Annotated in this window: 14 protein-coding genes and 1 riboswitch; of the genes, 6 read left to right on the top strand and 8 right to left on the bottom strand. The window is 56.7% G+C overall.

What is annotated here, in order from left to right:
• The first annotated feature begins 296 nt into the window (after positions 1-296).
• Positions 297-1,667 carry an MFS transporter gene (locus NNN71_RS04235; protein WP_271457936.1) on the top strand — a complete coding sequence of 457 codons (1,371 nt, stop codon included), beginning with the start codon at positions 297-299 and terminating at the stop codon, positions 1,665-1,667.
• Between the two features lie 13 nt (positions 1,668-1,680).
• Complete coding sequence (locus tag NNN71_RS04240; protein ID WP_163446357.1) at positions 1,681-2,943, top strand: gallate dioxygenase; 1,263 nt, start codon at positions 1,681-1,683, stop codon at positions 2,941-2,943.
• Here the strand turns inward: NNN71_RS04240 and NNN71_RS04245 are convergent.
• On the bottom strand, positions 2,940-4,166 hold the full coding sequence (locus NNN71_RS04245) for a LysR substrate-binding domain-containing protein (RefSeq protein ID WP_271457972.1): 1,227 nt from the start codon (positions 4,164-4,166) through the stop codon (positions 2,940-2,942). The two genes, NNN71_RS04240 and NNN71_RS04245, sit on opposite strands and share 4 nt — an antisense overlap.
• 128 nt (positions 4,167-4,294) lie before the next feature.
• Between NNN71_RS04245 and galB the strand changes: the two genes are divergently transcribed.
• Genes galB through NNN71_RS04265 form a run of 4 tightly spaced genes read left to right on the top strand, consistent with a single transcriptional unit; the run spans position 4,295 to position 7,705 of the window.
• Positions 4,295-5,035, top strand: a complete 741-nt coding sequence (gene galB, locus NNN71_RS04250) for a 4-oxalmesaconate hydratase (protein WP_223802625.1) — start codon at positions 4,295-4,297, stop codon at positions 5,033-5,035.
• Positions 5,032-5,745 (top strand): 4-carboxy-4-hydroxy-2-oxoadipate aldolase/oxaloacetate decarboxylase, encoded by a 714-nt coding sequence (locus tag NNN71_RS04255; RefSeq protein ID WP_271457937.1) that lies wholly within the window; start codon positions 5,032-5,034, stop codon positions 5,743-5,745. Before galB ends, NNN71_RS04255 begins: the two co-directional genes overlap by 4 nt.
• A gap of 2 nt (positions 5,746-5,747) precedes the next feature.
• Complete coding sequence (locus NNN71_RS04260) at positions 5,748-6,830, top strand: 4-oxalomesaconate tautomerase (RefSeq protein WP_167575828.1); 1,083 nt, start codon at positions 5,748-5,750, stop codon at positions 6,828-6,830.
• Positions 6,830-7,705, top strand: a complete 876-nt coding sequence (locus NNN71_RS04265) for an NAD(P)-dependent oxidoreductase (protein ID WP_271457938.1) — start codon at positions 6,830-6,832, stop codon at positions 7,703-7,705. Before NNN71_RS04260 ends, NNN71_RS04265 begins: the two co-directional genes overlap by 1 nt.
• Before the next feature lie 97 nt (positions 7,706-7,802).
• On the opposite strand, the gene uca is transcribed toward NNN71_RS04265, so the two are convergent.
• From uca to NNN71_RS04300, 7 genes are all read right to left on the bottom strand, one after another.
• The gene (gene uca, locus NNN71_RS04270; RefSeq protein WP_271457939.1) at positions 7,803-11,405 is read right to left on the bottom strand and encodes an urea carboxylase; all 3,603 of its coding nucleotides are present in this window, start codon (positions 11,403-11,405) and stop codon (positions 7,803-7,805) included.
• 151 nt (positions 11,406-11,556) lie between these two features.
• A complete protein-coding gene (locus NNN71_RS04275; RefSeq protein ID WP_163446363.1) occupies positions 11,557-12,189 on the bottom strand; it encodes an urea amidolyase associated protein UAAP2 in 633 nt (210 codons plus the stop codon).
• Positions 12,190-12,200: 11 nt separating this feature from the next.
• Complete coding sequence (locus NNN71_RS04280; protein ID WP_163446364.1) at positions 12,201-12,917, bottom strand: urea amidolyase associated protein UAAP1; 717 nt, start codon at positions 12,915-12,917, stop codon at positions 12,201-12,203.
• Between the two features lie 4 nt (positions 12,918-12,921).
• On the bottom strand, positions 12,922-13,698 hold the full coding sequence (locus NNN71_RS04285; RefSeq protein WP_163446365.1) for an ABC transporter ATP-binding protein: 777 nt from the start codon (positions 13,696-13,698) through the stop codon (positions 12,922-12,924).
• A complete protein-coding gene (locus tag NNN71_RS04290; protein WP_223802631.1) occupies positions 13,695-14,510 on the bottom strand; it encodes an ABC transporter permease in 816 nt (271 codons plus the stop codon). Before NNN71_RS04290 ends, NNN71_RS04285 begins: the two co-directional genes overlap by 4 nt.
• A 17-nt stretch (positions 14,511-14,527) precedes the next feature.
• Positions 14,528-15,586, bottom strand: coding sequence for a putative urea ABC transporter substrate-binding protein (locus NNN71_RS04295; RefSeq protein WP_223802632.1), 1,059 nt, complete (start codon positions 15,584-15,586; stop codon positions 14,528-14,530).
• A gap of 57 nt (positions 15,587-15,643) precedes the next feature.
• Positions 15,644-15,741: riboswitch (guanidine-I (ykkC/yxkD leader) on the bottom strand.
• A 240-nt stretch (positions 15,742-15,981) separates the two neighbouring features.
• The gene (locus tag NNN71_RS04300; RefSeq protein ID WP_271457940.1) at positions 15,982-16,374 is read right to left on the bottom strand and encodes a C-glycoside deglycosidase beta subunit domain-containing protein; all 393 of its coding nucleotides are present in this window, start codon (positions 16,372-16,374) and stop codon (positions 15,982-15,984) included.
• Positions 16,375-16,385 lie beyond the last annotated feature (11 nt).

Consider the following 16,385-nt stretch of genomic DNA (forward strand, 5'->3'; position numbering starts at 1 on the left):
GTTAATCATTAATCCATCAATGAAGCCCCCATGTGCTCAACATAAGTTAAATCAAAGGTAATCTACAGCCAGTCGTTCTTCATCACTATAGCCAACCACCTGTCCCCGCATTCTGTTCTGCTTGTCCTTACAACCCCCCTGGTTTTCGCCAGATCCATCACATTATAAATAGAACTCATACCTGTGCCTGGTTTTTCGAACCAGACACAATTCGTCGCCTGCCTTAAGTTGTATGCGAACGTTCATCACATAACACAAACAGAACATTCATACCGCCTGCTTAAGGAAGTCACTCTATGAATCAAACAAACATCGTTGATGTAAAGGCGTGGATCGATGCCCGGCCAATATCACGTTTTCAATGGCATGTCCTGCTCCTTTGCTTTCTTATCATTATGCTTGATGGTTATGACGCCGCAGTTATGGGCTTTATTGCTCCTGCGTTAATTGAAGACTGGGGCATCAGTCGCGCTCAGCTAGGCCCGATACTTGGCGCTGCCATGTTCGGCGTCGCTATCGGTGCTTTGGTCGCTGGGCCGTTGTCGGATCGTTATGGCCGCAAGCGGATCCTGCTCTGGTCAGTTGCTTTGTTCGCCCTTTTCAGCCTGGCTGCTGCAGCCGCGCAGAGTCCGCTACAAATGGCGCTGATGCGCTTTCTCACCGGGTTAGGTTTAGGGGCTGTCATGCCAAACTGCGTCACGCTAGTTGCGGAATACATGCCTGAACGCCGTAAAGGCTTAATGATTACCCTGATGTACAGTGGATTTAATGTCGGCTCCGGACTGGGTGGATTTATTGCCGCGGCTCTGCTTTCACACTACAGCTGGCACTCGGCCCTGATTTTCGGAGGCGTGCTACCGCTGGTTCTGCTGCCCATTATGATCGCCCTGCTGCCAGAGTCGGCTATGAGCATGGTTGCCCGCCGAGTGCCAACAGAAAAAATTGCTAACGTGCTGAATCGTCTGGGTGGAAACTTCAATAAAAATAATATCTTCACATTGAATACCCCGCAGATATCGCGCAGCAGTAAGGTGATTCAACTGTTTCGTCACGGATACGCCAGAGGGACAGTGGCATTATGGCTGACCTATTTTATGGGACTGTTTGTCATTTACCTGCTTAATGGCTGGCTACCTACTATTCTGCGTTCCGGCGGGCTCTCACTGCAGCAGGCTGCAATCATCACCGGCTTGTTCCAGCTTGGTGGTCCACTCGGCGGCATTATCGTTGGCTATATGATGGACCGCACCGCCGCCAAAAAAGTCATTGCCCTTACCTATTTCCTTGGTTGCCTGTGTCTGTTAGCGCAAGGACTGATGGATTTCGGTTCAGTGGCGCTGGCGGTGCTGATTTTCATCAGCGGGATGTGCATTAATGGGGCGCAAAATGGTCTTCAGGCTTATTCCCCCGCCTATTACCAAACGGAAATTCGCGCCACAGGCGTAAGCTGGATGCACGGCATCGGCCGCACGGGGGCGATTCTGAGCTCTACGCTCGGCGGCGTCATCATGCTGGCTGTTCCGGGGCACTCATCCATTTTCCTGGTGCTCGCTTTGCCAGCATGTCTGGCGGGCATCGCTATTTTGTTGCACCGTATGAACCGAAAAGAGCCTCGAGCAACAGAGGCAGAAATGAGCGCCCTGGCGCAAACCCTGCGTAACCGATAACTGGAGTTTCATTATGGCCCGAATACTTGGCGGTATTGCCGTCTCACACACGCCGACGATTGGTTTCGCGGTTGATCACCACAAACAGCAGGATCCGGCGTGGTCCCCTATTTTCCAAAGTTTCGAGCCCCTCCAGCGCTGGCTTGATGAGAAAAAGCCCGATGCGCTGGTCTATATCTTTAACGATCATGTGACCGCATTTTTCTTTGACCACTATTCCACGTTTACCCTCGGAATTGACAAAGAGTATGGCGTAGCGGACGAAGGCGGCGGCCCGCGCAATCTGCCGCCGGTAAAAGGCGATGCGGCACTCTCGCGGCATATTGGTGCAAGCTTGATGGCCGACGAGTTTGATATGTCGTTCTTTATGAACAAAAAACTGGACCACGGATTGTTTTCCCCCCTGTCGGCGCTTCTGCCCTGGCAGCAAGAAGAGGGATGGCCAACCCGCGTGATCCCGCTGCAAATCGGCGTACTGCAATTCCCTGTACCGAGCGCAAAACGTTGCTATAAGCTGGGCCAGGCATTACGTCGTGCCATCGAAAGCTATCCGGAGGATATTGACGTGGCGATTGTCGCCACCGGCGGGCTGTCGCACCAGGTTCACGGGGAACGCTGCGGATTCAACAATACCGACTGGGACGCGCAGTTCGTCGACATGCTCGTTAACGACCCGGAAAAACTCACTGAAATGACCATCAGTGAATATGCGACGCTGGGCGGTATGGAAGGCTCAGAGGTTATTATGTGGCTGGTGATGCGTGGCGCCCTTTCGGCCAATGTCACTGAGACCTGGCGTGATTACTACCTGCCCTCAATGACCGGCATTGCCACGCTGATTCTGGAAAATAACGCCCGCACGCCGCCGGTGGACACCCTGGCCCGCCACCGCCAGCATATGGCGCTGCAACTGGCTGGTGTTGATAACCTGCCGGGAACGTATCCTTTTACGCATGAGCGCAGTCTGAACGGCCTGCGGCTGAACAACTTCCTGCATAAGCTGACGCAGCCCACCTGGCGCCAGCGTTTCCTGAGTGCGCCGCAGGCACTGTATGAGGAGGCCGGGCTGAGCGAGGAGGAACAACGTCTGCTGACCGAACGCGACTGGCGTGGTTTGATCCAGTACGGCGCGAGTTTTTTCCTGCTGGAGAAAATGGGCGCAGTAGTCGGCGTATCGAATCTGCATATTTACGCCGCCATGCGCGGTCAAACGCTGGAGGAATTTCAGAAGACGCGAAACCAGCAGGTCACCTATTCTGTCGCTGGCAGCCGTTAACCTTTCGCCACGTGGTTATGAATAAAAGTGAGCAAGGCTTGTGTAGCGGGTGACGGTAGGCTCCCTTCCCGGAAGGTCAGCCCGATACGGCGTGTAGTATCGGGCAGGCGGACAGGCAAAACGGTGAGCAGCCCGTTGTCAATTTCATAGCGCATTTGGCTTGTAGAGACCGCAGCCAACATATCGGAGTGAAGCAGCAGGCCACGCACCATTGCAGCATCACCGGTTTCAACACAGGGCTGTGGTAGAGGCAGCCCTGAGATGAGAAACGCATTGTCCAGCAGATGCCGCGCCGGAGCGTTTGAGCGAGGCAGCACCCACTGCGCCTGCCCCAGCTTGCTCCGGGGATCAGGATCGTGCAGCAATGGATGGTCATTGCGCGCCAGGATCAGCATATCTTCTTCAAAGAGCGCCTCGCTTGCCAGGTCGGGGAGATCCTCATCCTGGCGCAGGGCGCCAATAATAAAATCAATATTGCCCGCGCGCATGTCCGACACCAGAGACTCATACGGGCTCTCGTTGGTCATTATTGTGATGTTGGGATGGCACGCCAGGAAACTGGCGATCGCGCCGGGTAGCAGTTGTGTCCGGCTAAGTGGCAGCGCACCGATACGCACGCTTCCCTGCAGCACGCCACGCCGGGCGGCGAGATCGCTCCAGATATTATCCAGTTCATTCAGCGACCGACTGATGTGAGGATAAAGTACGTCTGCCGCCGCTGTCGGACGAACCCCTTCCGGAGTACGGCGAAACAGCGGCGCATCGGCCCCTTTCTCCAGAATTTTAAGCGCTGCGCTGATGGCCGGCTGCGTCACCCCGAGCTGCGTCGCGACGGTCTGGGTATGATTGACATGATACAGTTGAATAAAAATTTCCAGTCGACGAGTATGAAAGAGCCAGCCTGCATCCGGCAGCACGGTAGACGCGCTGGTGCGCACCCTCAATTTTTGCATCAGGGCCGGAACTGCCTGCAAATCCTCTACCGCCCGCCTGGCGCGCGGTAATATGCATTTCCCGTACTCCGTAAGCACCATACCGCTGTAGTGACGCTCGAAAAGAATGACGTTCAGTGAGGCTTCCAGGTCGCGTATTGCACGTGTAATGGCAGACTGTGTACGAAATAAATCATCGGCGGCACGGGAAACACTGCCCCTTAACGCTACCTGGCAAAAAAAGCGTAGCTGCATAATATTTATCGATTTACTTCGTATTTTTCTCTGCATGATCGGCCCGGCGCCACTCAATGAACTTAATAACAACATAAATAAAAATCATAGCGTTCACAAGTTAACGAATTACCTTCCTGCGACGGAGCATGACAAGCTGACAAAAAACAACAGAGGAAGTCATCATGTCCCAACCGATTCGTGAAAAAAGTGCCCTTGTCGTTAGCGCCCACTCCGCTGATTTCGTCTGGCGTGCAGGCGGCGCGATAGCCCTGCACGTCGAGCAGGGCTATCAGGTGCATATCGTCTGCCTGTCGTTCGGTGAGCGCGGGGAGTCCGCTAAACTGTGGCGCAAAGGCAATATGACTGAAGAAACGGTAAAACATCATCGTCGGGAAGAAGCGCAGGCTGCTGCTAACATTCTCGGGGCCAGCGTGGAGTTTTTTGATATTGGTGACTATCCGCTGCGTGCCGACAAAGAGACACTGTTCCGCCTGGCGGATGTTTATCGTCGGGTGCAGCCACACTTTGTTCTGACCCACTCCATGCAGGATCCTTATAACTACGATCATCCGATGGCGTCAAACCTGGCGCAGGAAGCCCGCATTATCGCCCAGGCCGAAGGATACCGTCCTGGTGAACCTGTCGTGCAGGCGCCGCCAGTCTATTGCTTTGAGCCGCATCAGCCTGAGCAGTGCAGTTGGAAGCCGGACGTTCTGCTGGATATCACCCGCGTTTGGGACAAAAAGTATCAGGCAATCCAGTGCATGCAGGGCCAGGAGCACCTGTGGGAATACTATACTCGCGTGGCGCTCCAGCGGGGCGTGCAGGCTAAACGTAATATCGGCATCACCGCCGCACGTGACATCGTGCATGCCGAAGCTTTCCAGAGCATCTTCCCTCGTGTGACGGAGAACCTTGCATGAACCTGCTTAACCGTAAAGGCATTGTCATCCGCTCCCTTCCCCGCCACGACAACACCGCCCTGCGTCAGTTCAGCGCGACGGGGGTAGCTACGCTTCACGAAGCTTATGACCGACAGGGGCTTATGGCCCCGTACATCAGGCCAATACAACAGGGCATATGCCGTGCCGGAAATGCGGTCACCGTGCTGGTCACGCCCGGCGACAACTGGATGTTCCACGTTGCCGTCGAGCAGTGCCGTCCGGGCGATATCCTCGTGGTAGCCCCTACTTCACCCTGCGGGGATGGTTTTTTTGGCGACCTGCTGGCCACGTCGTTACAGTCGCGCGGCGTCGTGGGCCTGGTGGGTGATATCGGCATCCGTGATTCGCATACCCTCCGCGAGATGGGCTTTGCCGTCTGGTCCCGGCAGGTTTACGCCCAGGGTACGGTGAAAGAGACGCTGGGCTCGGTTAACGTCCCGATTATCTGTGCAGGCCAGCTGGTGACGCCGGGGGATGTGATTGTCGCCGACGACGACGGCGTGGTGGTCATTCCGCACGGGCTTGCCCGCGAGGTGCTGGTAAAAGCCGAAACCCGAATAGCAAACGAAGAAGCGAAACGAGAGCGGATGGGGAGCGGCGAACTGGGGCTGGATATCTACGCAATGCGCCCGCGCCTCGCCGAGAAAGGGCTGCGTTATTACGATAGCGCCGAAGACGTGGAGAGTTAAACATGGCACAACGCAGAATTCCCTGCCTACTGATGCGCGGAGGCACCTCGAAGGCGGCCTGCTTTCTCGCGGACGATTTACCGGTAGAACCCGCCATTCGCGACGCGGTGCTGCTAGCGGCGATGGGCTCGCCCGATACACGTCAAATCGACGGTATTGGCGGCGCCGACCCGTTGACCAGTAAGGTGGCGATTATTCGCCGCTCGGCGCGGCCAGATGCCGATGTCGATTATCTTTTTGCCCAGGTCAACGTCGATCGTGCCGTGGTCGATTACGGTCAAAACTGCGGCAACATTCTTGCTGCGGTTGGACCTTTTGCCATTGAACGCGGCCTGGTGGACTGCGTCGCCCCCCTGACCCGGGTGCGCATCTATATGGAGAACACCGGCCAGCTTGCGGTTGCAGAAGTGCCCTGTGACAACGAAGGCGTGGAGTATGCGGGCGACACCCGCATTGATGGCGTACCCGGTACGGCCAGTAAAATTGTGCTCAATTTTCTCGACGTGGCGGGATCAAGCTGCGGCGCGCTGCTCCCGACCGGACGGGCTCGCGATCGCTTCGACGGCATCGATGTCACCTGTATCGATAATGGTATGCCGGTGATCCTTGTCCGTGCCAGCGACCTCGGGCGCACAGGTTATGAGACCCGTGAACAGCTCGACGCCGACGATGAGCTGAAGCAGCGGCTGGAGTCTATTCGCCTGCAGGCTGGACCGCGCATGAATCTGGGCGATGTGTCGCAACGCACGGTTCCTAAAATGACGCTCATTGCCAGGCCGCGCGCCGGCGGAGCCATCAGCAGTCGTACCTTTATTCCGCACCGCTGCCATACCTCGATTGGCGTTTTCGGCGCGGTGAGCGTCGCCAGCGCCTGTCTTATTGAAGGTTCAGTGGCGCAAGAGTTGGCGAGTCTTGAGCGTATCCCAGAACTGAGCGTCGAGCACCCAACCGGTGAATTCAGCGTGGCGCTCCAGCTCGCCGATAACAGCCAACTGACAGGCTGCGGCCTGCTGCGCACAGCGCGGCTGCTGTTCACCGGCGACGTTTGTATTCCGGCCAGTGTATGGCCGCGTGAGGAGCTGTGATGACGACAATAACATTTATTGGCTATGGTGAAGCAGGAGGCATTCTTGCGGATGCACTGGCAAAAGAGAACCCGGTCACCGTCTGGGATTGCAAGTTTAATGGTCCCGAACGCGATGCGATGATAATGAAGGCGCGCCAGGGAGGCGTGCGGGCAGCAATTTCCCTGGCCGACGCGTTGACAGGCGCCGAACTCATCTTTTCCACCGTCACCGCAGGATCCGCGCTGGATATCGCGTCACAAGCAGCCCTGCTGATGACGGATAAGCAGTATTTTCTTGACCTTAACTCCGTCGCCCCGCAGACCAAGCGGCAGGCTGCCGAATGCTTTAAGCCCGGCACTTACGTCGATGTCGCGGTGATGGCGCCAGTTCCACCCGGCGCACTCAGAACGCCTTTGCTGATCGGGGGCCCACAGGCGCAAGCCATCGCCGAATTACTGACCGCGCTCGGATGTCATGCGCGCTACGGCGGGAACGATATTGGCAGCGTGTCGGCAATCAAGATGTGCCGCAGCGTCATGATCAAAGGACTGGAAGCGCTTACCGCCGAATGCCTGTTCGCCGCCCACCAGTACGGCGTTGAGGAAGCGGTGCTGGCATCACTCCACGCCAGCTTCCCCTCATTGGGCTGGAATGATGCCTTCCCCGGCTACCTGATAAGCCGCGTTGCCGAGCATGGCATCCGACGCAGCGAAGAGATGGAAGAAGTGGTCAAAACCCTTCGCGATGCAGCGGGAGAGAGCGTGATGAGTCAGGCGACGGCGATAGCCCAACGCCACCTGCCAGAACGTATGGCCGCGCTAGGAATTACCTATGCGCAGCTTGAGCCGTTTAACTGGAAAGCGCTGACAGCGTTGCTTAAAGAACACATTTAACGCAGCGAACAACATGTCAGGAAAGTAGACAAAATACCGTGAAGACCTGACGACTGAACAGACTCTCTGCTCCTCAGCCGTCAGATCATGCAATACATCAGACCGCAGTTTCCAACACCACCACGCACTGACCCGCTCTCACCGATGAACCCGGTTGAACTCGCACCTGGCTGACCACACCATCCTGCGAGGCCACTAACGGAATTTCCATCTTCATCGACTCGAGGATCACCAGTACGTCGCCTTCGCGTACGGTGTTGCCGATTTCAACGTTCACCTGCCACAGGTTGCCAGATATCGGACTGTCGATGCTTGCCTGACCGGCCCTTAACGGTGCATCTTCGCCCTCTTCGACCAGCGTATCGCTACTATCAAAATGTGCCTGACCGTTGGCAATCCAGCGCTCGCGCTCTGCATCAAACGCCCCCTGCTGATGGGCACGGAAAGCCTCAATTTCCGTGGCTTCATCCGCCAGGAACTGCTGGTAGTCGGCCAGGTTCAGCGTGGTATGTTCAATACGCAGCGGATAACGCCCCAGCGGGAAATCACGGCGGATCGTCAATAACTCGTCGGCAGAAACCGGGTAGAAACGAATCTGGTCGAAGAAGCGCAGCAGCCACGGTTTACCGCCAAAATCGTCAACCGCGTGATAGCGATTCCACATTTGCAGCGTACGGCCAACGAACTGATACCCGCCCGGCCCCTCCATGCCATAAACGCAGAGATATGCCCCGCCAATGCCCACCGAATTTTCCGCCGTCCAGGTGCGCGCCGGATTGTACTTGGTGGTGACCAGTCGATGGCGCGGATCAAGCGGTGTCGCGACCGGCGCACCGAGATAGACATCTCCCAGCCCCATCACCAGATAGCTGGCGTCGAACACCGTTTTATACACTTCATCGACGTTCGCCAGATCGTTAATGCGGCGAATAAACTCCAGATTGCTTGGACACCATGGCGCATCGCGGCGCACGGTGGTCATGTATTTGTCGATAGCCTTCTGGCACGCCGGATCGTCCCAGGAGAGCGGCAGCCAGACGATGCGCGACGGCACTGCCAGCGAATCCTGCTCGCACACGCCATTCCATACTCCGGAGACTATCTCCAGAAGCGTTGCCAGACTTAGCGTTTCCGGCTGGTAGTGAATTTGCAACGAGCGGATCCCCGGCGTGAGGTCGATGATCCCACTCAGCGCTTTTTCCTCCAGCGCCTGCATCAACGCATGACCGCGAAAACGCAGCACCAGATCCAGCTCTGGTTCGCCAATCTCCAGCAACAGATGGGTATCGCCAGAGAGCCTTGCCACCAGTCGCTTATCGGCGGTACCAAGATTTAGCACCGCTGGCGAGGCCAAAGTCGCGGGTTGCCAGACAGGGTGCTGTGGCGTCAGGCTGGCAATCTCGCTTTCCTGAGCCTGTGCCAGACGGCGCGCAGTCGCGATATCGACAGGAACAAAGCGGATTTTATCACCGGCTTTCACCTGCCCGACCGCCGGTAAATCGGCCTCGATAATCGTGACAGGGCAAACAAATCCGCCCAGGCTCGGGCCATCCGGGCCGAGGATCACCGGCATGTCACCGGTAAAATCCACCGCGCCAATGGCGTACGGGTTATCGTGAATGTTCGACGGATGCAGGCCGGCTTCACCGCCGCTCTCACGTACCCACTCCGGTTTCGGCCCGATCAGGCGTACGCCCGTCCGGCTGGAGTTAAAATGGACTTCCCATTCGGTGGCAAAAAAAGTCTCTATATAATCAGGCGTGAAATACTCCGGCGCGCCGTGCGGGCCATAGACAACACGCAGCTCGCGCACCGTTCCCAGCGTGGTCCGCAGCGCTTGCGGCAGTTCGCTTTCCTGAACGCGCTCTGATAAAGGCGCCAGATGCAGCACGTCGCCGGTTCGCAGCGCCCGTCCGGCATGGCCGCCAAATTGCCCCAGCGTGAAGGTACTTTTACTGCCCAGATAATCCGGCACGTTGAAGCCGCCACGCAGGCACAGATAGCTGCGCACGCCCTGGTTGCGGATGTCGCCCATCCGTAGCGTCATGCCCGCCTGCACGGTGACAATACGATTATTCTCCAGCGGTTCGCCATCCAACGTGAGCGCAATCTCTGCCCCGGTGACCACCAGTTGCGCGTCACAGTTAAATTTGAGCGTCGGGCCACTGAGCGTAATTTCCAGCGCGGCGGCGTTGGCATCATTGCCCAACAGCCGGTTACCCAGACGCAGCGCCCGACTGTCCATTGGGCCGGATGGTGGAACGCCTACCGCCCAGTACCCGGTTCTTCCGGGGTAATCCTGCACCGTGGTTTGTGTTCCGGCGTTGAGAACTTCCAGCGTGAACGCCTCGTATTTCAGCCCTTCCAGGCAGCGAGTCCAGGGTTCACCGCTCGCAAACGGGGCAAAGGTTAAAATCTGCTGCAGATAGCTACGGTTGGTTTCTACGCCATAAAGGCGCGTTTCGCCGAGAGCTGTATGTAGTGTGCGAATCGCCTGTTCGCGCGTCGGCTGCCAGGCGATGATTTTCGCCAGCATCGGATCAAAAAACGGGGGCACCTCGCAGCCGGATTCCACCCAACTGTCGATACGTAGCGTCCGGCGGTCATTTCCCGGGAAGACGACTTCGGTGAGCAGCCCCGGAGACGGCTGGAACTGACGACCCGGATCTTCGGCATAAACGCGTGCCTGAATCGCATGGCCATCAGGCTTGAGGTTTTCTCGCAGCGCCGCCAGCGGCGGTAAGGTTCCTGCCGCCAGCTCAATCATCCAGCGCACCAGGTCCACGCCCCACACCTGCTCGGTCACGCCGTGCTCAACCTGCAGACGGGTATTCACCTCCAGAAAATAAAACCGTTCAGCGTGACTGTCGTAGACAAACTCGACGGTGCCCGCACTACGATAGTTGACCGCTTTACCCAGCCTGATTGCCGCCTCACACAAGGCATTTTCCATGCCTTCAGGCAGATTCGGCGCAGGGGTTTCTTCCAGCACTTTCTGATTACGGCGCTGTATTGAGCAGTCGCGCACGCCGAGGGAAATCACCTCGCCTCTGCCATCGCCAAATAGCTGTACTTCAAGATGCCGCGCCCGCTCGATGTATTTCTCAATAAATACCCCCGCATCGCTGAAGTTGTTTTTCCCCAGGCGTACCACGGCATCGAACGCGTCGTTGAGTTCTTCTGGGGTATAGCAGACGCGCATCCCGATACCGCCGCCGCCCGCGGTGCTTTTCAGCATTACCGGGTAACCAACGCGCTCAGCGGCGTGTAGCGCTTCAGTCACATCGGCCAGAAGTTCAGTGCCTTCCAGCATCGGTACGCCATGGGATTTAGCCAGCGCCCGGGCCGTATGTTTCAGGCCAAACAGGCGCAGCTGTTCCGGTGTCGGGCCAACAAAGGCAATACCTGCGGCTTCGCAGGCTTCCGCAAAAGCGGCGTTTTCAGACAGAAAACCATAACCTGGATGAATGGCTTGTGCGCCACTGGCTTGCGCGGCCGCAATGATTTTTTCCGTCACCAGATAGGTATTGGCCGCCGGGCCATCGCCCAGACTCAGGGCTTCATCGGCTTCGCGAATATGCAGGCTGCTGATGTCAGCCTCAGAATAGACCGCCACGCCGCGCAGGTTCATTGCGTGCAGGGTACGTAAAATGCGGCAGGCAATCGCCCCGCGGTTTGCAATCAGGAGTGTCGTCAGCATAGGTCAGACTCAATCATGGCGGGTCGTCCCGCCGAATATTGGCTCACCCATGGTCGTCCATGGGGAAAAAGCGTTTATGGCAGGAGGCGTCCGGCACGGACTTCAAACAGGCGATAAATCGCCCGACGCAGGCGTTGCCAGCGGTTTGGTGTTAGTTCCATATCAGCACCTCAGCAGGCGTTGGATTCCAGCCGTTGCAGGGATTATTCAACTGCGGACAGTTAGAAATGAGCACGATGACGTTACACTCGGCGCGTAGCTCAACATACTTACCCGGCGCAGAGATGCCGTCCTCAAAGGTCAGTCCGCCCTGCGGCGTCACAGGCACGTTCATGAAGAAGTTGATGTTCGCGCCGATGTCGCGCTTTTGCAGCCGGCCATCATGCAGGCAGGCGCAGAGAAAATTATCCCGACAGCTATGCATATGCCGTTTGTCGAGGGCATAACGAACGGTATTGCTCTCCTGTGCGCAGGCGCCGCCGAGGGTATCGTGGCGCCCACAGGTATCGGCGACAATGGTCAGCAGCGGGTTGCCGAGGTTCGAATACAGCACGCTGCCGCTGGTCAGATACGCGTTGTTCTGGCGACGCAGCGTGCGCTGGGCGTCGTAGCGTTCACGCGGTTTATCCGCGTTATAAAATAACGTGTCCACCGCTTGATTCCCTTCGAGATCGAGCAGGCGCAAAGTTTGCCCCTTCTTCACTTCAAACAGGTAGGGTTCACCTGCCGGGATTACGTGGCGAAAGCTGGCGTGCTGGGCTTGTTTCTCGCTGGCTACGGTCATCTTATGGCTCCTTACAGGGCAAAAAGTTGAGTGTTGATAAGGGCGCGTTCGTTTTCCGGCCGTGTCCGCAATGCGTTAATGGCGGCGTCTTCATCCTCAGCCCGTCTCCAGCTCAGCTGCACCGGGCGTGGCGCATACTCACGGGATGGGTCCATCGGATGCTGCAATGCGGTCATCACAACCAGCGTGTCCATGGGCGCGAACAGTTCGATGTAACTCCCCGGCTGCGAATGTCCGCTGTGGAAGCTGAACTGTCCGTTGTCATCCACCGTGACCTTGCTGAAGAAATTGACCACCATCAGCAGATCTTCAAGGTTGAGATCCCACTTGCCCATCTCGACCAGCAGGTTATCGGTACCGTTACGGTAGAAACCGTTCCGCCGTTCCTGATAGCGCCCCTGCCCGTATTTTTCCGCCACTTCCTGCGCGTTCAATACGCCGCCAAACGGATCGTGCCAGCCGCTGGTATCGGCAATAATGCCTGCCAGTACGCGGCCCATATCGGAGTAAAAACAGTGCCCGGCGGTGAGCCGCGCCGTATGCTGACCTTTCAGCGTATCGGGGAGGTTCAGACGCTCGCTTTTGTGGTGCGGGTTAAGCATCAGCAGGCTGACGTTTGCCCCGCCGTCGATATCCGTCATGCGCAGGATCTGCCCGCGTTTGAGGACAAACGAAAGGTGCCCGCCGCCCGGCAAGATCTCTTCACGCAGGAATGTTTCGGTCTTCATATGATTAACCCCTTAAGGCATAAACGTTGTCGGGAGCCGTACCGCTCAGCGCAGAGAGCCGCGTTTCGTTGAGCGGAATGTCATAGGTAATGCGCGCGCCAAAGGCATTGGGCGCCTGAGGGTCGATGCGCACTTTGTCGAACACCAGTAAACGGGTGCCGAGGTTGAAACCTTCGGATAGATCGTGGGTGACCATAAATACGGTCATGCGAGTTTCACCCCACAGCTGCAGCAGCAGCGCATGCATGTCTTTACGAATGCCTGGGTCGAGTGCGCCAAAAGGCTCATCGAGCAGAAGTACGCGCGGTTGCATAATAAACGCCTGCGCAATGGCTAAACGCTGCTGCATGCCGCCGGAAAGCTGCGCCGGATATTTGTCCAGCGCATGGCCAAGACCGACTTTTTCCAGCATCTCCGTCGCCCGCTCGCGTACCGCGCGTTTTTTGGCGCCGAACAGTCGCCCGAACAGTGGTGATTGCGGCAGTTCGAGACCAATAGCGACGTTATCCAGCACGTTCAGGTGTGGAAAAACTGAATAACGCTGGAACACCACGCCCCGGCTGCTATCCGGTTCGGCATGGAGCTGTTGACCATCCAGAGTGATAGAACCCCGGCTCGGCGTTTCCTGACCGAGCAGCAGGCGCAAAAACGTCGATTTTCCGCAGCCGGACGCGCCAACCATCGAGCAGAACTCGCCCTCTTTCACCTGCAGGTTAAGACGTTCCAGTACGACGTGGTCGCCGTATTCCTGCCAGATATTGTTGATAGTGATAAAGCTCATGCCTTCCCTCCTTCCGCCCAGGGAAAACAGGTTTGATGTAGTTTGCGCAGCGCCAGATCCATCAGCCAGGCCAGCAGCGTGATCCACAGGACGTAAGGGATAATCACGTCCATGGCCATATAGCGGCGCACGAGGAAAATGCGGTAGCCCAATCCGGCGGTGGATGAAATGGCTTCAGCCGAAATCAGGAACAGCCATGCCGAACCCAGCAGCAGACGCAGCGAAGTCAGCAGACGCGACAGCAGTTGCGGCAGCACCACGCGCAGCACCAGCGTCCAGCTATTCGCGCCCAGAGTCTGGGCTTTAATCAGGATCTCCGGCGGGATTTCACAGGCGCGATGCTCCAGATCGCGTGCCAGCATCGGCGTGATACCGATAACAATCAGCATCACTTTCGACAGTTCGTCGAGGCCAAAAACGATAAACAGCACCGGTAAAATCGCCAGCGGCGGGATCATCGACAACACAGTCATCAGCGGTGACAGCGACGCGCGCCACAGCGGGAACACGCCGGACGTCACGCCGATACACAGGCCCAGCAGTGAGGCAATGGTTAGCCCAACCAGTAGACGCGCCAGACTGACCAGGGTATCGACCCAGAACAGATATTCACCGCTGCGTTTATCAGGGGTAAACGCCATCCGTGATAGCGCATCCAGCATCTGCTGGAGACCCGGCAGCAGCTTGTCCTGCGGGTTAGCCTCCAGCCGTACCGCCGAGCCAAAGAAGTAGGCAGCCAGCAGCAGGAGGAAAGGCATCATGACCAGTATCAGCCGCATACCAGAAGTGGGATGACGATTAATTTGTCGCATGGGAACTCCGTCCGTTATCACAGCGTGCCGGCAGCGGCCATTTTCACGAAGCTATCGTCAAATCGCAGTTTGACGTTATGGGCATCACCCTGAGTCACGTTGCCAGGGAAGCGCATACCAATAAAATCGGCACTCTGCGCTCCATCGCCCAGTAGCCCTTTATCAAAGGAGAACGCGGCCACGCGCTGCATGGTTTTCGCCAGTTCCGGGGAGCTAATAAAGGCAATGTTGTCCTGTGGGGTGTAGAACAAATGGGTGGTCTTCAGCTGCGCCTGATATCCAGCCAAATCTGTGCCGGAGGCGGCCGCCATTGCATTCAGCGCGTTCGTATCCTGGGCTTTCATCATCCCCATCATTTCGTACCACGCGCCGGTTAAGGCTTTGCCGAGTGCAGGGTTATCTTTCAGGGTTTCGCTGTTGACGACCATCATGTCGATAAGCTCACCCGGTACCTGCGAGGAGCTGAACACTTCGGTGGTTTTCGGCGTGCCTTTGATAACAGAAAGCTGCGGGTTCCAGGCCACTGCCGCCTGTACGCCGGAGGTACCAAACGCCGAGACAATGTCCGCATCTGAGGTGTTCACGACGGTAACGTCTTTTTCCGCCAGTCCCGCTTTTTCCAGACCGCGAACTAGTAAATAGTGGGAAACGGACAATTCTGGCAGGTAGACCTTCATCCCTTTTAGATCGTTAAGGGTCTTGCCCTCGCCCTTCATCACCACGCCGTCATTGCCTTCCGAGTAGCTACCGAGGATCAGTGCGGTGCTGTCTACGCCACCTGCGGCCGGAATGGTCAGCGCATCCATATTGGTCATGGTGCAGCCATCGAACTGGCCCGCCGTGTACTGGTTGATGGATTCGATATAGTCGTTGAGCTGTACTACGTTGATTTTGATGCCGTACTTGTTGGCCCATTTATCGATAATTTTGCTGCTGCTAATGGTCCCCCAGGGCATCCACCCGGCATAGATGGTCCAGCAAACGTTGAATTCTTTTTTCACAGCAGCAAAAGTGGGGAGACTGACCAGCATTGCCAGCGACAGTACAACAGAGCGGAGTAATGGCGTTTTCTTCATGCTTGACCTCTGAGTGGCACAAAATTAGGGGGCAGCGCGACACCAATGGGTGCTGCTGTCTCCCGGGCTTTTGTCCCGCCGTGTAACCTCTCAGAGGTCGCCAGCTCTTGGACCAGTCATTCACTCAGTGAACCGGAACCCTAGCCAGCTATTGATTAGATTGTGTGTGCTGCCCTTTCCGGTTTATCTAAGCAAGGGATATGCCAGGATTTAATTTTCTTTATTATCAGTTGATTAGAGATTGTGTTATCCGAGGAATCACTATTTTGGGGAGGGTTTGTGGAGGTGCTGCACTGCGGTGGTGCCTGGGGAAATATATTAAAGTCCACCCTACGTCACGCTATGTTGAGTGGACTTGCATTAGTTCAGGCGATTAAAGACGTACCATGCGGTCTTCACGCACTTAGTTCCAGATCCGTCGCGTGCCGTGTTACCGGCACAAATGGCAGATAAGAAATCCGTAGCCGTTCCGCCAGTTCGAGACGGTGCTGGCCTTTTTCCAGACCACCAGGCATTAATACGGTGATGGTCGCCTTCTCGCCAAAGTTCCAGCGGTCGTCATACACCGTTTCCAGTTCATCCAGCGTCCACTGGCGGCCGCGCAGCGCAAGGCGTATATCCTCACGCGCAACTTTGCGGCCATCGATGACAACGGTCAGATCTTCAACCATCGACAGTCCCAACCCACGGTAATAAGGAAGACGAGCCAAAAAGCTGAAGCCGATGGTTTGCCCCTTATCGCTAACGTTACGCAGACCTTCGCGGCAAATAATATGGTGATCGAACATGCTAACGTGCT

The sequence above is a fragment of the Kluyvera sp. Awk 3 genome (genome assembly GCF_028069715.1).
In the GTDB taxonomy this organism is placed as follows: Bacteria; Pseudomonadota; Gammaproteobacteria; order Enterobacterales; family Enterobacteriaceae; genus Kluyvera; species Kluyvera georgiana_A.